Raw genomic sequence first — 18,017 nt, 5'->3', positions numbered from 1 at the left:
TTATAGGAGATGAAGCACCGACTCAAGTTCGTGTTCAGACATATCCATGTGTGAAGGATGATCAGCGGCACCAAAGAATAGGTGACCGGTGGATGTCGTGCCAGGCCATGACGCCACCAAGACGGCGTGCCGCGATGCTCCTTTGATCAGCGCGACCGGGTTGACCCGCAGGCTGGGCTCGAAAAGGATTTCAAGATGATCGAGACAGGTGAGAGCAGAAGGCGATTCGCCCAAGCATGCGGTAAAGCAGTCCTCGACTGACGCGCTGCGGAGCGACACCGGAACTTCGATAAAGGAACTCGACAGTATTTTGCCGACATCGACGACGACGCCGTCTTCCGCCTCGGCTAACCCGCGTAGCAAGGCGGAGCGCTCCGAAGGCGTCCCGCCCGCCAACCAAACCAGCCTGAAATGCTCGCCGCTTGCACGGGCGATATCGACTTGAAGATTTGCGATTTTTTCTGCGATGTTCATAGGGAAGGGGAGCCTAGCTGCCCGCTGGGTTCCGCGTGTCCCGAAATTGAAGATTAATAATGTTATCAGTGTCGAAAGAGCCAGGTGGAATACCCAAAGTGGCCGAGATGAAATCTGGGGGAAGCAGCAGTTCGTCAGAAATTTGATGACGACTAATCACTTCATGCTTGATGAGAAGCTCCCAGGAGCGCCGAAGCACGACGGGATTTTCTACTTGAATTGCATCATCGTGGGGTTCCTTTCTCCTCATCCCTCGTGCCGATATGTCTACCGCCAATCTTTGGTATTGGAATGCATCAATCGCCCCTAGGTTAAACGTTCTTCGGATCAGAGCCTGAGCGGAAACTTTCCAACGAAGCTTCATCGCTAAGAATGACCCCAGAGTAACTCCATGTATTTCTCGGCTAAATGAAGTTTCAGGTAAAAGAAATGCTCCGGCAAAGAGATTGGCCTCGTTCTCAATTCTCTTCAATGTAACCGGATCTGTGATCTCTTCCGATGATAAATGGGGGTGCAAAAGCAAATGTCCCAACTCATGGGCGGCATCGAATCTGGATCGAGTTCCCGACGCCTTGTCGCTTGAGAGAAAAATCATGGGTTGCGCGTTCACTACTCGCGAGAATGCATCGAGCTTGGCCGATCCACTGGACTGCCTTATAACGCGGATACCTTTGCTTTCGAGCAATGCCACCATGTCCGGAATAGGGCCTGTTCCCATCAACCATGCAGATCGGAGATTGCTTGCTGCCTCCTCAATTGATTCTTCAGTATGTTCCTGAGGTTCGGAAGATTCGTTCCAGAAATTTGCGGCATCAAACGACGGAAGGGTCACATATTGGTCTAACCAAGCTGCAATCTCGTAAGCCCACGTCGCCTGCTGCTTTCTCATTTCTTGATTTCGTCGATTGCGTGCCGAAGCTGAAGATCGAAAAAATACAGCGCTATCCGCAGTTACGGGAAATGGCCGTTCTTCTTTGAGGTAGGCAATTTTAATACCAAGAACTTGTGCCAGTGCCGAGAGCGCTTCGGCTGTCGGTTTGCGAGTTCCATTCTCGAGAGCCGACACCATTTGCGGCGATAGATTGGAATGGGCTGCTAGCGCTGACATGGTCAGCCCTTTTGCGATGCGCGCTTCAGTCAATCTGCGGGGATGAAAAATAGGAGCTTCATTCATCAGTGCTCGGAATTTTTGAGCTTTTCAATTTCAGTCGACCTCAGTCGAAGTGCTATCTCTGCCAGTGGTTCTGCGGGAATAGGATCGACTGGACACGTAGTAGGATCATCACCGAAGCCCTCGCCCTCAGCGCCGGGTGAAATAATATTGGGTGACCAAGCGAGGCCAACTATGGTGCCATCGCGATCTCCAGGAACCATCAACTGAGCAAAATTCAACGATTTGTAACCGTGCAACATCAGGAGGGCTGGTCCCTCGTCGCTTTTATCGCTGACATCAGAAGGGAAAAGGCTGAGCTGGTTTTCATTCGCTCTGCTCAACCGGAAGTTCGATTTCTTTGGGCATTTATACATCGCGTGCGAAGAGGCGAACGTTATACGGGCAATCCCGAACGCATACTCCATGAAGAACCCTGAACCGTTGGCAATAGGATGCCAGTTGGCCCCACCCATGACCAAGCCATCTTCGACGCTTTTCGCTACGACGTTGTTGACTAGCCCATAGCGGATCTGACCTAAAATTGTTGCTTCCAAAGGTCCATTTAGAATCGGGAAGTCCGCTGCGATTTGCTCGGTGATTGAGTAGGCGGTTCGAATGCACTGAACGAGTGATGCCTGAATCAGCGGGGGAACGATTTTCAGGGCCTCGTCTGGAGAAGGTGGAAGTGGAGTCACGCGCAACTGTGTATTGCGTTTTCTGTAAAACGTCCACTAAAATTTGCGAAACACTTCAGAATCTGCAAAAACGAACTTGATTGGATTCGAATTCGACCAGTTGAGGCCGACGTTCCAAGAACAGCCTGAGATCATGTCTCGATGCCTTGTGGCTCTTCCTTGGAACGAATCGCGATCTGTTCAATCGTGGCGGAACTTTCCTGATGCGTCTCCGAGTAGCGGGCTGGAATAACGCAGACCGATTCCACTGCCAGTTCCTGGAAGACTTTCAGCAACGACTGGAGCTGTCTCCCGCGGATTGTCACCTCATGGGAGACGAACACCACCGTGAGGACCTCGGTTTCATCGGCAGAACCCAGCGAAGCGTAGATCAGATGTTGGTATGGAAAAACAAAGGTGTCAGCGTTCAGCGGCTCAAACTTGATTGTTCGGGCGTCGGGATTGCGGAGGTAGCACTTGGAGATTCTGGTTCCAGTGCGGTCAGCGGCGGTGGTTTCTTCGGATTTGATCATGGTGTCATTTGGTGGTGTTGAATTTGACGGCTGTTGCCGGTTCGGTCGCGGATTCCGACGAAGGTTGTGAACGAGCGGCCCATTTCCAGAATCCGGTCCATCAGCGTCTTTTTCCGCAGGGATGGCGGGGCGATGGATTGTGTGGCTGCATCGGGGAGCGTCCCACCCGTCAGATCCAACGCTAGTTCGCGTGTGCCCGACCGTTTGACGTTCTCGCGCAACTGCTTCTTGTCCGTGGTGAAAATCCTCACTCCCCGCGCACCCCGTGAGATGGTCACATACCACTGGCGCGCATTGATGGCCGCTTTGATGCACGAGTCCGAGAACAAAACCTGATCCACGGTCTTGCCTTGGGAAGCATACGAGGTGACGGCGTATCCGCGCACGAATTGCCGGTAGCTCGGGGGCAGTTCGCGCCCGTCTTCCAGTTGGATGCAGCCATTCGCTTTGACCCGTTTCACGGTGACAAGTTCACCATTGTCGAGACGTTCACCCGTGACGGCCTTTGCATTGCTTTTGAGCTGAAGTCTGTCGCCACGGGAAAGAAGCAATTCCTTCGGCTGGCAGAGCGTGAGCTTGTCCAGATACTTGAAGGGAATGGAGCGGATCTTGTCAGCCGCCTCCACGATCAGGCTGTCATCAACAATGGCGACCAAGTTGCCGGTGGTTCCCTTCGGAGCGCCCCGCGCCGTTTGGTTGAAGACAATCACCGTATCGGCGGTGTGGTAGCGGGGATCTCGCTTCTGGGCGTTGGACAAGTCACGCGCCTGTAGGGTGGAGACCTTCCAGTCCTCGCCGCCAATCAGCCTTTCAAGCTGTAAACCACGGCGCACCTCGTCATTGACGCGGTCGATCTCGTCCCATGTCGGTGAAACAACGAGCGTAGACTGGCCGGATTTCGACAATTCCAGATAACATCCGGCAAGCCTTTCCTGTTGATCGGTTGGAGTGCATTCCACCAGAGCGCCGGCTTGATCCAGCCGGTCAAACGATTCCTCGATCCTGCCCTGAGCCGCTTCCTCGACCGCTTTCTTGTATTCACCAATCCATTTCCGTTCCGCCTTGTTGCGACCCTTGGCCGGATTCTGCCTCCTGATTTCGTTGAGTTCGGCCAATTTCAGACCTGCATATTTTTCAATGGCCCACAAGGCGTCCGACGCCTGTACCGCCCCATGCTGGCGGGTGTCGCCTGAGAGAATCAGGCGACCCTTGCGGTTCCAAACCAACGTCATCAGATCGAGCATGTCCTTCGCACCGATTTGGCCCGCCTCATCGACGATCACCACCGTGCCAGGTTCCATTTTTTGCCGCGTGAGAAACGAGCTGACGGTCTGAGAGCCGGTCATGCCGTCCGATGTCAAGCCCTCGACCTGCTGGCGCTGGGGGGCGAGAACCTGCACTTTTCTGCCACGTTCCTTTAAGGCGTCATGCACCGCACGCAGGGTGAAACTTTTGCCGGTGCCCGCACCGCCCCGGAACAGAATCAGCCAGTCCAAGCAGCTCATCATGCTACGGGCTGCAACTTGCTGCCCCTCATCCAATGCGGCGTTTCCTTCCCATCCGGGAATGAGGGAAGCGTGCTTGTTCACTCCCGCACGGGCCAAACAGACAATGTCCCACTCGCGTTGAATCACGGAATGGGATGTCAGTCGCTTCGGATTGACCTTGTCCCGCACGTAATCCGTCCGTCCGGTCGCCTCATGGAGCTGATCGAGCGTGAAGGATTCTCCGCGCCCCCTTTCCAACGCGAATCGCCACAATTCATGTTCCCTGACGAGCGATTTGCGCTCGAACAGATGCTCCTCCGCCCAGCGCAAAGCGGCATCCACTTTCCGCACCGGATCGGCTTCGAGCGGATCCACCGTTGCCGTAGCTCCCGTAGAAAGTTTTTCCAATCCCTGCCTTTCATCGCCGCTCAGTTGTTCATCCCACCATTGCCGCAGCCGGTCCCGGTTCACCTCGGGGGATTTCCAAGGGCGCTGGGTATGCGCGACGTGCTCGCGCACCGCTGCGAGATTTTTTGTGGCCAGTTGCGGGGATTGTGCCAGCAGCTCGCGGACTTGCTCGGCAATCTGCCGGTGCCGTTTGGAAAACTTGCTATCCAGTGCCGCCGACACTCCTTCCAGCTCGAAATCGCCCCGCGCCAGGTTCCTGATGCGATATCCCAAACGGCGCAGGTCGCGTGCAAGTTCGTGGTAATAGACGTTCTCCACGTATTTTCCCGCCTGAAACATCTCGAAGGTTTGCAGGGCCTTCCAGCGGTTCTCCGCCGCATCGAAAGTGGCGTTGAAAACGAGGCAATGGCTGTGCAGATGGGGATCAAGCGCACGCGAACTGTCATGCCTGAAGACGGCGGTGACGGTGTTGCCCGTAGGCCGGTCGTCATTCCTACCACCCCGGCGCACCCGCGTCGCGGCGAAACGCTCCAGTTCGCCCATTGCGATACGCACCGCCCGGTCATGGGCATCGACAAGGCGATTATCTCCGGCTACGAGCGCCGCGATGGAAACCGACTTTGGCGGTGAGATCGTGAAATCGTAGAACAACCGCCGGTTCGCTACCTTTGAGTTCGCTTCGTTCTCGGGGTCTTTGCGTCGTTTGGTTTTCGTGCGGGCCGTCAGCCGCTCTCCGGTAGACGGATGAAGGTTCTCGCAGAGCGCGAGGAAGTTTTTTTTCTGAACCACGCCGGACAAGCCGAGCAAGTTTGCTCCTTCACCGAGCCACTCGCCGCGAACCGCTTGCCCCTCGCTGTAGTAGTCGCCGACGGCAAGATGTTCCTCGAAATACTCCTCAGCCTTCCGGACATTCGTATGGTGTTGAGGGGCGAGCATGACACGAATCGAAATCAGCTCAGACGCTTGATGAGGCTCCGGTCGGAAGACTCGAACGCGTAAAGAATTTTTTCGGTAACCTCGTGTCCCAGGCCACGCAATTCGGCGGCAAGATACGAGAGGTAGTTTTCGTTAACGCGCCAACTGACATCGACCATTTCAGCCGTATCCAGGAACCTCCATTCCTCCTCGTTCTCGTGGAACGTGAGATTGAACAGAAGGTAACGGCTTTGCAGAATCTCCGTACCGAGGTGGATGAAGGAATAATCGAACGCCGCAGCCACGACGTTGAAAGTAACTTCGCAAAGTGGAAACCTGCCGTCCCACACGGGAGTCGCAGCAAACAATTCGAGATCCCTCATGGCAGCAGAGGAAGCCCGGCAATGCGCGGCGAAGATCCTTTCATCCGTCGCAACAAGCTTACTGAGCTTTCGGGGCATTGTCATCATGACCTCGGTCAACAACGGCAAAGGCTTCTCAATTGCTGCCTCTGGATAGGTTGCCAACAGTTCGTTGCCGATCGGATGACGGTTTGCGAGGAGCGTCCGAAGCGCCTCCACCGTGACACGATTCTTGAGGGACAGGGTTTTGATGCCGATTCCAAACCACCGGCAACCATCGGAGGCGGCGGTAGGCAAATGGTTCTCGAATAAAGTCGATGTGGCCGCAGAAGGAAAGTGGTGTTTCAACGTCAACATTCGCGGAGCATGGCACCGCTCCGTTTCGTCGCTGTTCCCAATCGGGTGCAGCAACATGATAGAGAATAAACGCAATCAGTTTGCTCAGGTGGCGTTATGCATCAGGGGTCGACGAAATTCGGCGAGGAATCGGCCTTTCGGGCGGGATCACGGCGCGATCGATCGGCGTGAAAATTACGGAACGGAGATCATCAGCCGGCGAGTGCATACATCTGCCAGACCTCATCCGCGAAATAGAACCCGATGAGCACACTGCAACCCATCACGTCCGAGGACACTACGCGTGATGGAGGAAAGGGAGAGCGGAGCCCGGACGGGTGATCCACTTCATTTGCTTTGTGTGTCGAGAGCCAATTTGAGTTTGGCGGCAAGATCGGTGGCTTTCCCACGGCCCCAGTAGTGGAGGAAAATGTAGCGGGGATTTTCCGAGGTCATGTGATGGTGAATGGCGACGATGTGGATGCCACCGCTGCGAAGGGATTTGAGAACGCCTTGAAGCTCGCTTTCGAGGCAGGCGAAATCCCCGTCAACCACCGCGTTGTCATCGTTTCCGGCGAAGGCGGCCCAGGTGTTGACCCCCATCTCTTTCCCGATCTCACAGCCACAGTCCATTTTCGCGGTGCGGCCGATCACGAATTTCACCATGCCGTCCTTCTCCTGCGGCTGGCTGCCCATGATTTCAGCCAGCGGCGCGGCGGTGATCGCGCTTTCCTGTGGAATACCCCCGCCGAACGAGGTGGCGGGCTGGGCCGAGGCGGCACGAATTTCCTTCACCTTATCGAGTCCGGCGCGGACTCCCGTCGCGAGTTTGTCCACGCTGCCCTCGCCCGCGATGTGCATGAAATAAACTTTGGGATCGTCATGGAAAAAGTGGTTGTGCAGCGCGGTGACGTCCAGCCCCGCATCCAGGAGCGCGCTCATCACCGGGTTGACCTCGTCCTGAAGCAGCACCAGATCGCCCATCACCATGGCGGATTCCTTTTTCCCCTCCGTGAAGGCTGCCCAAGTGGTGAGTCCCATGAATGCGGGCATTTTCCACCCGTCCACGGTGATTCCGAGGTCGCCGCGCGGCCACGTAACTTTGAAGACTTGTTCGTCTTCGTTGAAGGTGCCTTTGAGACCGGTGAGTTCCTCGATCTTCGGATTGTCCAGCGCGGCGAGAGACAGCGGCAGGCAGGCGAGCAGTGCGGGAATGAGTTGGAAGGCTTTCATCACGGATTAAGAATGGCACACGCGCAGGTGCGCGCAAATGATTTCTTGAAACAGGAAGTTCACAAATGTAATATCTATGACAGATGTCCGAGAGCCCGTGGATCCTGCTTCTTTACAGCCTGCCGACCGGCCGTGGCAGTGCGCGGGTTGCGGTATGGCGGAAGTTGAGGAAATCCGGCGCCCTGCCATTCAAGACATCGGCCTACCTGTTACCCAACCGCCCGGAGTTGCTGGAACGTTTTCAGTGGCTGGCGCAGGAGGTGAACGAGGCCGGCGGAGAAGCGACCTTGGCCATCGTCTCCGAGTTGGAGGGATTGAGCCGGGAAGACATGATTCGCCAGTTCAACGAGGCCCGCGCTGCCGATTACGAGCCGCTCTCGACGGCCCTCAGCGCACTGGTCTCCCGCCAGCGGGAATCGGCGGATGACGCGGTGCAGGCGGAAGTTGAGAAACTGCGGCGGCGCTACCGCGAGATCCGCCAAGTGGATTTTTTCGATTCCGCGCAGGGCGGGAACATCGAAATTCAGCTCGACCGCGCCGCTTCTTTGATCGGAAACCGCGATCCGGAAGCGGCTTTACAGGTCTTTTCGACCAAAGAATTTTCCTCGAAAACCTGGCTGACCCGGCCGCAGCCCGCGATCGACCGGGTGGGTTCCGCGTGGTTGATCCGGAACTTCATCGATCCTCAAGCGGAGTTCGTTTTCGCGAATGATCCGGGCAGCCAGCCCGCGGCGATTCCTTACGACATGATGGGCGTCGAGTTCACCCACCACGGCGATGACTGCACATTTGAAACGCTGTTGAAGCGCTTCGGCCTTGTGGATCCCGGCCTGCGAAAGCTCGCCGAGAGGGTCCACGACGCGGACCTGGAGGACGGGAAATTCCAGACGGTGGAAGCGTTCGGGCTGGACCGGATTTTCAAAGGCTGGGCCAAGCTGGGTGTGGCGGATGATGAGATTTTCGCCCGCGGTTTCCCGTGTTTCGACGCGCTGTATGCCGTCTTCAAGACTCCTTCAAATGATTGAAATGAAAATGGATACGACCTCGCCGACTCCCGCGCCGCCCGCCCACCCGACCTTTCTCCAAGCGCTTCTGGTGTGGGTGAAAATCGGCCTGCTGAGTTTTGGCGGCCCCGCAGGGCAGATCGCGTTGATGCACCGGGAGCTGGTGGACCGGCGGAAATGGGTGAGCGACAAGCGGTTCCTGCACGCGTTGAATTACTGCATGCTGCTGCCCGGGCCGGAAGCCCAGCAACTGGCGGTCTACACCGGCTGGCTGCTGCACGGGGTGCGAGGCGGACTTGTGGCGGGAGCGCTTTTCGTGCTGCCGGGGGCGCTGTTCATGCTGGGGATCAGCGTGGCTTACATGATGTTCGGCCAAGTGCCGTGGTTTGAGGCAATTTTCTACGGGCTGAAAGCGGCGGTCATGGCCATCGTTGCGGCGGCGGTGTGGCGGATCGGCGGGAAGGTGCTCAAAAATCCGGTGATGTGGGCGATCGCGGCGGTTTCCTTCATTGCGATTTTCCAGTTTGGCGTTCCGTTTCCGCTGATCATCATTTCGGCGCTGGTGCTCGGGCTGACACTGGGGCGGCGGTTTCCCCAGTATTTCAAAACCGGTGGCGGCCACGGCGCGGCGGCGGAAACTACGGCGCATTATGTGATTTCCGACAGCGTTCCCGACCGGATCGGCATCCCGACGCTGGGCCGCACGCTGCTGAAGACGGCTTTCTGGCTGGTACTGTGGATTCTGCCCGTCGTGTTTTGCCTCGGCCTGTTGGGACGCGGGCATGTGTTGACGGAGGAAGGCTTGTTTTTCGGGAAGGCAGCGATGGTAACCTTCGGCGGAGCTTACGCGGTGCTGCCGTATGTCGCCCAGCAAGCGGTGGAAGTTCAAGGCTGGCTCAGCGCGACGCAGATGATGGACGGGCTAGGCCTCGCGGAAACGACGCCGGGGCCGCTGATTCTGGTGCTGCAATTCGTCGGATTCGTCGGCGGGTGGAATGATCCGGGCGGGCTGTCACCGCTGGCGATGGCGGCGCTCGCCTCCGGGATGACGACGTGGGTGACGTTTATTCCGGGCTATCTCTTCATTTTCGTCGGTGCGCCCTTTATGGAGCGCAGCCGGGGAAATCTGAGTTTCGAAACGGCGCTTTCCGCGGTGACCGCCGCAGTGGCGGGCGTGATCTTGAACCTCGCGGTTTGGTTTTCTTGGCACGTCATCCGCCCGGAGCCGGGGGCCTTCGATTGGGTCCCGCTCGCGCTCGGCGCGGTGTTCCTTTTCCTCCTGCGGAAGATGAAATGGGACGTTCTCACCGTCGTCGGTTTGGGCGCGGCGGTCGGGCTTGCGTTGCACTTGGCCGGAGTGCGGTGAGTCATGAGTTGAAGCCGGGTCGTTCCCGGAAAATGCCGTGAAAGAGGCGTTTGAGGGGGCGCGGGAGCTGACCGCGGGTCGCGAAAATTTTCGCGCCCGCGGCCATGAAGGTCACATCTTCGGCGCGATGTATCCGACTAGCTTGGTACCATCCGGTTTTTCGATTTCAACCCACCATTTCACATCCGCCGGGAGTGGGGATGGTGCCGTTGCATGAATGTCATAGTCATCGTGCGACGCAGCGTAGTCTCCTTTGCCGACGGCTGAAAGCGTCCGATCCTCGGTGCCAATCCATGCCCGGACAATCGTGGCCCCGTCGTCCTTGTAAGGCAGTTTGATAACGAGATGCCCTTCCTTTCCGGCCTCAACAATGCCGTGACCCTGGGCGGCCTCAATTTCCAGTTCGCCTGCCTTGAAACTGCCAAGCGCCACTTCATCGTGAGTGTGGTCATCGTCTGGTTCATTGTCGTGAGGATGACCGTGGGCTTCTCCTTCATCGTGGGGATGGCCGTGGTCGTCTCCGGCTGTTGTTTTCTTTTCACCGCAGCTGACCAGCAAGGCGATGACGGGTATCATTATGTATATTTTTCTCATGTTAGCATGTGTTTCAGAATTAAGGTTCTCAGGGAGAAAATTCCGAGAGGCGGCTCAATCGGTCGCGAGCGCGGAGTCTCCACGCTCGCGGCGATGAAGGTCACATCTTGGGTTCAATGGAGCCAACAACTTTGGTGCCGTCTGGTTTCTCGATCTCAACCCACCACTTGGTGCCTTTGGGCAGCGGGTCGGGTGCCGTCGCATGGATGTCATAATCGTCGTGCGATGCCGTATACGCGCCTTTGCCGACAGTAGACAGGGTACGGTCCTCCGTGCCGAGCCAAGCGCGGACGATGGTGGCTCCTTTGTCCTTGTAGGGAAGCTTGATGACCAAGTGGCTTTCCTTGCCTGCCTTCACTTTGCCGTGACCTTGGGAGACCTCGATTTCCATATCACCGGCTTTGAATTTGCCGAGTGAGACTTCGTCGTGGTCGTGGCCTCCTTGGGCTTTTTGTTCCGTTTTTGGTTTCGCCTGCGCTTCCATCTGGCCGCTAGCGGCGAGTGTGGAGAGGGCGATGGCGGGTATCATTAGGTATCTCATTTTCATACTTTTATTATTTGTTGTTTAGGTTTGGGGATTGGGGTTCTTGGCGGACACGCGGTGCAGCAGTGCATACCCGGCGGGGACGACGACAAGATTGAGGAAGGTAGAGGATAGCAGGCCTCCGAGGATGACTACGGACAATGGAGCCAGGATCTCGTTGCCCGGCTGGTCGCCGTGCAAGATGATGGGAACGACTGCGAGCGCGGCGGTGAGGGCTGTCATCAGGATGGGGACGAGGCGTTCGGCCGATCCTTGGATGATCGCGTCGAACATGGTGTATCCCTCGTGTTGGACAAGGTGTTGGTAGTGGTTCACCAGCAGGATTCCGTTGCGCACGGCGATGCCGAAAAGGGTGATGAAACCTACCATGCTGGCAATCGAGATGACCGGCGCGGTGTAGTGCCCTCCGAGGCCGAACAAGGCCCAGGTGTTGCTGAACACGCCGGGTGATTCCGCGAGATAGATCGCGACGATCCCGCCGATGAGGGCAAGGGGCAGGTTCACCATCACCAGCAGCGCGACACGGAGCGAGCCGATGGCGAGTTGGAGAAGGATGAGCATGATGATGACCACCAGGCCGCTGAAAACGAGGATCGTGCGGCTGGCGGATTGCTGCGCCTCGAACTGGCCGCCATAAGTCACGGTGTAGCCATGCTTTTGCACGATGGGATCGACGAGCAGGCGGACTTCCTCGACAAGGTCGCCGAGGTTATAGCCTTCCGCCACGTTGAGCGTGACCACTCCTTTGCGCTGTGCGTTTTCCCGGGCGATCAGGTTGGAGGTCATCTCGGGGCCGATGTCGGCGACTTCGTGAAGGCGCACAAGGGCGCCGTCTTTGCCACGGAGGACGAGGTTTTTGAGATCTCGCAGATCGTCGCGTTCTTCATCGGCAAGCCTGACGGAAAGGTCGTAGCGTTTCAATCCTTCGTTAATCTCCGCAACTGACACGCCATAGATCGAGTCGCGCACCTGTTTGGCCGCACTTTGGGGAGTGAGGCCGTAGGCGGCGAGATCGGCAGGGCGATAATCAACAGGCAGGGACTGGATCATCACCTCGCGGTTGGCGGCGACATCACGTGTGCCGGGCAAGGGCCTGAGCGCGCCTTCGATTTCCTTGGAAATGATGCGGAGTGTTGAGAGATCGTCTCCATAGACGTTGATGGCGATGGCCGCAGGTGTTCCCGAGAGAATGTGGCTGAGGCGGTGCTCGATGGGCTGACCGATGTTGGTGGTGATGCCCGGCACCCTTTCAAGGATTTCGCTGACTTGCGTCCGCACTTCGTCTTTGTCGAAGCCGGTTTTGAGCGTTACGTCGATCTCTGAGTTGCTGACCGGCTCGGCGTGTTCGTCGCGTTCGGCGCGTCCGGTGCGGCGGGTTACGCTGCGTACTCCTTCGAGAGCGAGCAGTTGTTTTTCAATCGCGCTGGCCATGCGGTCGCTGGCTTCCAAGGAAGTTCCGGGCGGAGCAAAAAGGCCGACGGTAAAGGTGCCTTCGTTGAACTCCGGGAGGAAAGATCGACCGAAGCTGGATGCCAGCCATAGCGACATCAGCGTCGCGACGAGTGCGGCTCCGACGACAATTTTGCGATACCGCACCGCATGGCGCACTGCTGGCACGTAGAAACCTTTCAGCCAGCGGACGACCGGGGTATCCTTTTCCTCGGCTCCTTCGGCTTTGCCTTTCATCAGGAAACGGCACATTGCGGGGGTTACTGTTAGAGCGACCACCAGCGAGGCGATGATCGAGACTCCGAAGGCAATTCCAAGTGGACGGAAAAAGCGGCCTTCGATGCCTTCCATGAACATCAGCGGAAGAAACACCAGAACGATGATGACGGTCGCGAAGACCATCGCCGGACGAATTTCGTTGCTGGCATCGAGAATTACGTCGAGGCGCGGTCGTCGCTCCGCGGTTGGTTTCGCTGAGTTTTCATTGAGCCTTCGGAAAACGTTTTCCACGTCGATGATCGCGTCATCGACAAGACTGCCGACGGCGATGGCGAGTCCGCCGAGGGACATGACGTTGATCGAAACGTTCAACCATTCGAGCACTAGGATGCCTGCCGCGAGCGAGAGCGGAATGGCGGTTAGGGTAATGATGGTGGTGCGGACATTGAGCAGGAACAGAATGAGGATGACCGCGACGATGATCGCGGCATCGCGCAGGGCAGTGACGACGTTGCCGACAGATAGGTCGATGAAGTCTGCCTGGCGAAAGATCTGGCGATTGATTTTGAGTCCTTCGGGAAGGGTCGGTTCCAGCTCATCAAGCATCGCGTCGATCTGCTCGGTGATCGCGAGCGTGTTGGTGCCGGGTGCCTTCTGGACGGTCATGACGACCGCAGGCAGGCCACCATCCGCGCCGGTGCCACGCTTCGGAGCTGGCCCCATGCGGACTTCTGCCACGTTGCCAATGGTGACGGGGAACTGGTCGTGGTATTTGATGACCGTGCCGGCGATGTCTGCGACGGAACGCACCCGCCCGCTTTGGCGGACCGGCAGTTCCAGCGAATCAACGTTGGCAAGGTAGCCCGCGCTCAGCGTGCTGTGCGATGCGCCTGCGGCCGTGGCCACATCTTCAATGGTTAGATCATAGAGACGCAGGTCTTCCTGCCGGACGAGCACCTGGTATTCGGGTAACTCGCCACCGATCACTGAGATTTGGGAAACGCCCGGGAGAGCGAGCAGCTTGTTGCGAAGGTCATACTCGGCGTAGGCGCGTAGTTCCATGTCGCTGAGTTCCCCGCCGGGTGAAGAAGCAGCAAGCAGCATGATTTCTCCGGTGATCGAAGTGATGGGCGTCATCTCCGCATGGGCATCCGGCGGCAGGTCCTCGCGGACCGAATCGATCCGCTCGGACACGAGCTGGCGGGCGGTCATGATATCCATTTCCCAGTCGAACTCGACATAGGCGATGGACAAACCGATGGCGCTGGAGGTGCGCACGCGGCGCACACCCGGCATGCCGTTGACCGAGCTTTCAATGGGGAAGGTGACATATTGCTCGACCTCGTCCGCGGCGAGGCCGGGAGCTTCGGTCATGATGACGACGGTCGGGGCGTTGAGTTCAGGAAACACATCGACCGAGGTTTCCGAAATACGCACGGCGACGATGGCCAGCATCAGTCCTGCGGCGAGCAAGACCAGCGAGGCATGGTCGAGCGAAAATTTGATGAGACGTGATAACATGGTCTTAATGTTCCCCGTGATAGGTTCCGTCCGCGTGGAAGTGTCCGCCTTTTTGGCTCGTTCCACTTTGGGAGGAGGAGAGCTTGAGTTCATAGGCTCCTTCGAGCACCACCTCGTCGTTGGGGCCGAGGTCGCTTTTGATTTCGACCCAGCGTCCGTCATCAACCCCGAGGTCGGCCTCGATGCGGATCGCTTTGTTGGGGTCCAGCGGATCGCGTTTGAAGAAAACATGAACAATCCCGTCTTTGACCACGGCGGAGCGAGGGATGGCGAGTGCCGGGCCGCCGGTTGTGGCGGTCACCACTTCAAGGAACGCGGAAACCCCCGGGCTGGACCATGGGCGCAGCTCCTTTGGGTTGGCATATAGCGGGATGGTGCGCTGGCTGGGATCGCCATTGATGCCGATGGTCAGCTCGGCGGGCAAAGAATCATTCAAATCACCGCCGCTGCCTTGATGCGGGACAATGTTCGCGGCGGGTGCTTTCGCAAGCTTTGCGAGATCGCTTTGCAGGGCAAGTGCGCGGAACCGAACCTGTGTCGGGTCGATGGTGGTGAGAACCAGGGTGGTTCCATCCACAAATCCGCCGTCGGTGACGGAGAGAGATTTGACGATGCCCGCCTTGATGGCTCTCACTTCGATCCAGGAGATACTGCGGTAGCGGGGAACCGAACTTCCCTCCCGTTGGACGGGTGCGAGCAGATCGTCGGCGCTCAGCGCGGTTTCCTCCGGGCCGCTGGGGGCATTGACGACGTTCAGCGCACTGCTGAGTGCGGCATCAAGTTCCGCTTTACGACCGAACAGCTCGGCATGGAGATCGGAAGCCTCGGTTTTGAGATCGGCACGTTTGAAGTCCGCATTCTCAAGAGCTTCCAGCCGGTCATCCATAGCCGCGCTCTTCAGCGTGGCCTGGTTGTAAGCTGCGACGGCTTGATCGATTCGCGACTGGAGATCCAGCCACTGGGGCGACTGGAAGCGGTAAAGCAAGGTTCCGGGTTTCACTTCGGCAAACTGGTCGATTTCGAAACGCACGTGCCCGGGCAGTGACATCCGGTATTCGTGTTTGGCGAGGGGCTTGAGTTCGAACGAGCCAGGAACGCGCAGGGTGTCGGCCACTTGACGGCGCTCGACCTTGGCAAAGGTGATGCCCAGATTGCTGCGGACAGTGGCCGGGATTTCAATGCGGTTGGTGGCGGCCTCGCCTTCCTCCATGGCTGGGGCTTTTTCGGCTTTCTTCCCGCTGTCGCACGAGGTGGATGCCGCGATCAAGGCGGCGAGCGGAATCCATCGGTAAATTGGTGATTTCATATCTGTTGGAAAATGGGGCGGTTGTGAATCATTTGGTGCTGGCTGCGATGCGGTCGGGGCCTAGCAGATAACGGATTTCATTTTGGGTATCGCTCTCTTCGAGACGGGCTTCGATCAGGTCGAGCTTGGCTTCGTGCGCGCGGACGAGACTTTCCAACAGCACGAGGCTGTCGCCTTCGCCGAGTTCAAGCACCTTGCCAGCGTCTTCGATCTGGCGATCCACAAGCGGCACGACGTTCGAGTCGAGTGACTGGCGGCGGGAGCGGGCACCTCCGAGACGGGCGCGCATGGCGGCCAATCGGCCTTCGGTTCGCTCCAGCTCCGTTTCATAAGCGGCTCGGGCGACCTCGCGTTCGGCGCGGGCCGCGGCAATGCCTCCCTTGTTCGAGTTGAAAATGGGAATCGGAATTGCGCCGATCACGCCGATCTTCGACTGGCCTTGGTCGTCCTCGAAATTAGGGCCCAGTTCGAGGTCGGGGTATTGCTTGCGGATTTCCCGGAGCAAGGTGAGTTCGGACACTTCGTATTCGCTGCGGAAACGGATGAGTGAAGGGTTGCTTTCCGAAAGATTTCCAAGGTCTTTCCCGCCGGGCGCGGCGAGCGTCGGTGTGATTGAAGCTGCCGCGTTTGGAGAAATTCCCATCAGCGAGCGAATTTCCTGCTCGCCCTCCTTCACCCGTCCGCGAAGTCGGGCGATGTCGGCCTTGCGGCTTTCCTGCTCGATCTTGAAGAGCGCGGATTCGGTGCGCGGGAGTTCTCCCGCCTCCGCCAGCTTGCCGGTGGTTTCGACGACCGAATCCAGCGAACCGACGATGCGTTCCGCCTGCTCAAGCCGTAGCCGATCCGCCGACCATGTGAACCATGCCTTGCGCAGTTCGCGCAGAGTTCTCCATTCCTCTTCGGCGACGCGGGCGAGAGCGGCGTGGTGCTCGGCATTGGCACGGGATTTCTCCACCGCCAGGCGGCCCGAGATCGGGATGGTCAGCGACAAGGCGGAGCCGACGATCCACGGGCTGGGCACGCTTCGGGTGACCTTGAGCACGTCGATGCTGAGTTCGGGATCGTCCCAGCGTCCCGCGTGTTCGGCGGTGGCCTGGGCGACCCCGGCCCTGAGGCGGGCGACGCGCAGATCGGGATTGTAAACGAGGGCGACGACCTCGCCCTCAGCCATAGTCAGACCATCGCTGGGATCGAAAATAACCGTCCGGGGCGCACTGGTTTCGAGCTGCCGTGCGAAGTCGCGGACTTTTTCGTCCGCCGGGCCGCGCTGCCGCCAAGCTCCTGCTTGGCCGGAAGCGTCAAGGGGTGAGGGTTGATAGAACTGGCAACCGGTGAGCGCTGCCACCGATGCGGAAATGATGAAGTTTGCGCCCGTTCGCAAAAGGCGACAGACGTTTTCAGGTGAAGTATCGTTGGAAAATGAAAGCATGGAAAATGACGGTGGAAAGTTGATTTGAAATGACCCGGATGACTCTCCGCGTCCAAATGAGCGGGGACTACTTCCCCCTTGAAAGAATGGGGAATGCGGTTCCAAGCAGGCATGTGCCCGATCCGCGATGGGTCACAAATGACGCGTGACGGGATTCCCGAATCGAGAATTGAGCGAGAAAACCGCTCAACTCAGAGCGGGCAATCCGTCAGCGCAAGGAGCCTCAACCCAATTGGGGAGGCTTGATCAAAGCAAAGCACGGCCCGTCGGGGACGAAATCCGAGACGGCCACAAGATGGCAGTAACCCATCGGGTTTGCCATGAAGGCACTCCTGTGCGAGACAGGGGCGAAAGGAGTATCCGCGCCTAAGGAAACAATGTGCGTGTGCGAGTGGCTGCTTCCGTCCGAATCCGGTGGATCCGGACTTTCCGAGGACGGAACAGAATCTTCATCACAAGGATGATGGGAATGATCATGATCATGTCCCGAATGCTGGTGTCCGTGGTGATCGGTCACTTCGTGCGTGTGCTCCATCTCGAAAGTCAAATTAGGACCAGCCCCGTAGACGAACGCTACGACGATGGCGAGGAGACTCTGTAAGATGGATTTCATTCCTTTTTCACAAGGTTCGGGGAGACTGGAGCCACTCCCACGCGCCTTCACCAGAAAGGCTAGCGACCGTCAATAACGTAGCAAGCCGGAATTACAAGTTTGTTCGTGGACGTTGCGCCGGGCGGACTTGCGGCATCGAAGTCCCCGCGAAGGTCGTGAAGCGCTCGAGCAACAACCTTGCTTGAAGCGACTCCACACGGAGAACCATCCCGCTTGGTTGGTCCCAGCGAACCGAATGATCATCCGAAAATTCGCATCGAAGGGAAAATCGCATCAGCTCATTGGCCTGAAAGTTTGCACCCATTCGGGAACTCTAAATCGGGGGAAGCGATGCAACGTAGGCATCGCTTTCAATCACAGACGCCCTACCCCGAACTGGCGTTTGGAAAAAGCTCCG

General features: G+C 57.9%; 14 protein-coding genes. 2 read left to right on the top strand and 12 right to left on the bottom strand.

Going from position 1 to position 18,017, the window contains the following annotated elements:
- From brxF to KF712_16490, 7 genes are all read right to left on the bottom strand, one after another.
- A complete protein-coding gene (gene brxF, locus KF712_16520) occupies positions 1-474 on the bottom strand; it encodes a BREX-3 system P-loop-containing protein BrxF (protein ID MBX3742593.1) in 474 nt (157 codons plus the stop codon).
- A 13-nt stretch (positions 475-487) separates the two neighbouring features.
- The gene (locus tag KF712_16515; protein MBX3742592.1) at positions 488-1,648 is read right to left on the bottom strand and encodes an ImmA/IrrE family metallo-endopeptidase; all 1,161 of its coding nucleotides are present in this window, start codon (positions 1,646-1,648) and stop codon (positions 488-490) included.
- Entirely contained in the window at positions 1,648-2,322 is a 675-nt protein-coding gene (locus KF712_16510; GenBank protein ID MBX3742591.1) for a hypothetical protein, read from the bottom strand. Before KF712_16510 ends, KF712_16515 begins: the two co-directional genes overlap by 1 nt.
- A gap of 131 nt (positions 2,323-2,453) precedes the next feature.
- The gene (locus KF712_16505; protein MBX3742590.1) at positions 2,454-2,834 is read right to left on the bottom strand and encodes a hypothetical protein; all 381 of its coding nucleotides are present in this window, start codon (positions 2,832-2,834) and stop codon (positions 2,454-2,456) included.
- Positions 2,831-5,665, bottom strand: coding sequence for a relaxase domain-containing protein (locus KF712_16500; GenBank protein MBX3742589.1), 2,835 nt, complete (start codon positions 5,663-5,665; stop codon positions 2,831-2,833). The genes KF712_16505 and KF712_16500 overlap by 4 nt, the downstream gene beginning before the upstream one ends.
- Positions 5,666-5,679: 14 nt before the next feature.
- Positions 5,680-6,363, bottom strand: a complete 684-nt coding sequence (locus tag KF712_16495) for a relaxase domain-containing protein (GenBank protein ID MBX3742588.1) — start codon at positions 6,361-6,363, stop codon at positions 5,680-5,682.
- A 327-nt stretch (positions 6,364-6,690) separates the two neighbouring features.
- Positions 6,691-7,575, bottom strand: a complete 885-nt coding sequence (locus KF712_16490; GenBank protein ID MBX3742587.1) for a DUF1259 domain-containing protein — start codon at positions 7,573-7,575, stop codon at positions 6,691-6,693.
- 83 nt (positions 7,576-7,658) lie between these two features.
- On the opposite strand from KF712_16490, the gene KF712_16485 reads away from it, so the two are divergent.
- Both KF712_16485 and chrA read left to right on the top strand, forming a co-directional pair.
- Positions 7,659-8,600, top strand: coding sequence for a chromate resistance protein (locus KF712_16485; protein MBX3742586.1), 942 nt, complete (start codon positions 7,659-7,661; stop codon positions 8,598-8,600).
- Complete coding sequence (chrA, locus tag KF712_16480) at positions 8,593-9,945, top strand: chromate efflux transporter (protein ID MBX3742585.1); 1,353 nt, start codon at positions 8,593-8,595, stop codon at positions 9,943-9,945. The genes KF712_16485 and chrA overlap by 8 nt, the downstream gene beginning before the upstream one ends.
- A 111-nt stretch (positions 9,946-10,056) precedes the next feature.
- On the opposite strand, the gene KF712_16475 is transcribed toward chrA, so the two are convergent.
- From KF712_16475 to KF712_16455, 5 genes are all read right to left on the bottom strand, one after another.
- On the bottom strand, positions 10,057-10,521 hold the full coding sequence (locus KF712_16475) for a hypothetical protein (protein ID MBX3742584.1): 465 nt from the start codon (positions 10,519-10,521) through the stop codon (positions 10,057-10,059).
- A 118-nt stretch (positions 10,522-10,639) separates the two neighbouring features.
- On the bottom strand, positions 10,640-11,068 hold the full coding sequence (locus KF712_16470) for a hypothetical protein (protein MBX3742583.1): 429 nt from the start codon (positions 11,066-11,068) through the stop codon (positions 10,640-10,642).
- 36 nt (positions 11,069-11,104) lie between these two features.
- A complete protein-coding gene (locus KF712_16465) occupies positions 11,105-14,272 on the bottom strand; it encodes an efflux RND transporter permease subunit (GenBank protein MBX3742582.1) in 3,168 nt (1,055 codons plus the stop codon).
- Between the two features lie 4 nt (positions 14,273-14,276).
- The gene (locus KF712_16460; protein MBX3742581.1) at positions 14,277-15,578 is read right to left on the bottom strand and encodes a hypothetical protein; all 1,302 of its coding nucleotides are present in this window, start codon (positions 15,576-15,578) and stop codon (positions 14,277-14,279) included.
- Positions 15,579-15,606: 28 nt separating this feature from the next.
- Positions 15,607-17,007, bottom strand: coding sequence for a TolC family protein (locus KF712_16455; GenBank protein ID MBX3742580.1), 1,401 nt, complete (start codon positions 17,005-17,007; stop codon positions 15,607-15,609).
- Between the last annotated feature and the right edge of the window lie 1,010 nt (positions 17,008-18,017).

This window comes from Akkermansiaceae bacterium (assembly GCA_019634595.1).
Lineage (GTDB): Bacteria > Verrucomicrobiota > Verrucomicrobiia > Verrucomicrobiales > Akkermansiaceae > Luteolibacter.
The sequence above is the reverse complement of the archived record's forward strand: the minus strand, read 5'-3'. Positions and strand labels throughout refer to the sequence as shown.

Bases quoted from the DNA above. Each gene is read 5' to 3' on its own strand.
- KF712_16505 (MBX3742590.1), bottom strand. From the start codon at position 2,834: ATGATCAAATCCGAAGAAACCACCGCCGCTGACCGCACTGGAACCAGA.
- KF712_16495 (MBX3742588.1), bottom strand. From the start codon at position 6,363: ATGTTGACGTTGAAACACCACTTTCCTTCTGCGGCCACATCGACTTTA.
- chrA (MBX3742585.1), top strand. From the start codon at position 8,593: ATGATTGAAATGAAAATGGATACGACCTCGCCGACTCCCGCGCCGCCC.
- KF712_16460 (MBX3742581.1), bottom strand. From the start codon at position 15,578: ATGAAATCACCAATTTACCGATGGATTCCGCTCGCCGCCTTGATCGCG.
- KF712_16485 (MBX3742586.1), top strand. From the start codon at position 7,659: ATGTCCGAGAGCCCGTGGATCCTGCTTCTTTACAGCCTGCCGACCGGC.
- KF712_16455 (MBX3742580.1), bottom strand. From the start codon at position 17,007: ATGCTTTCATTTTCCAACGATACTTCACCTGAAAACGTCTGTCGCCTT.
- KF712_16515 (MBX3742592.1), bottom strand. From the start codon at position 1,648: ATGAATGAAGCTCCTATTTTTCATCCCCGCAGATTGACTGAAGCGCGC.
- brxF (MBX3742593.1), bottom strand. From the start codon at position 474: ATGAACATCGCAGAAAAAATCGCAAATCTTCAAGTCGATATCGCCCGT.
- KF712_16490 (MBX3742587.1), bottom strand. From the start codon at position 7,575: ATGAAAGCCTTCCAACTCATTCCCGCACTGCTCGCCTGCCTGCCGCTG.
- KF712_16500 (MBX3742589.1), bottom strand. From the start codon at position 5,665: ATGCTCGCCCCTCAACACCATACGAATGTCCGGAAGGCTGAGGAGTAT.
- KF712_16470 (MBX3742583.1), bottom strand. From the start codon at position 11,068: ATGATACCCGCCATCGCCCTCTCCACACTCGCCGCTAGCGGCCAGATG.
- KF712_16475 (MBX3742584.1), bottom strand. From the start codon at position 10,521: ATGATACCCGTCATCGCCTTGCTGGTCAGCTGCGGTGAAAAGAAAACA.
- KF712_16465 (MBX3742582.1), bottom strand. From the start codon at position 14,272: ATGTTATCACGTCTCATCAAATTTTCGCTCGACCATGCCTCGCTGGTC.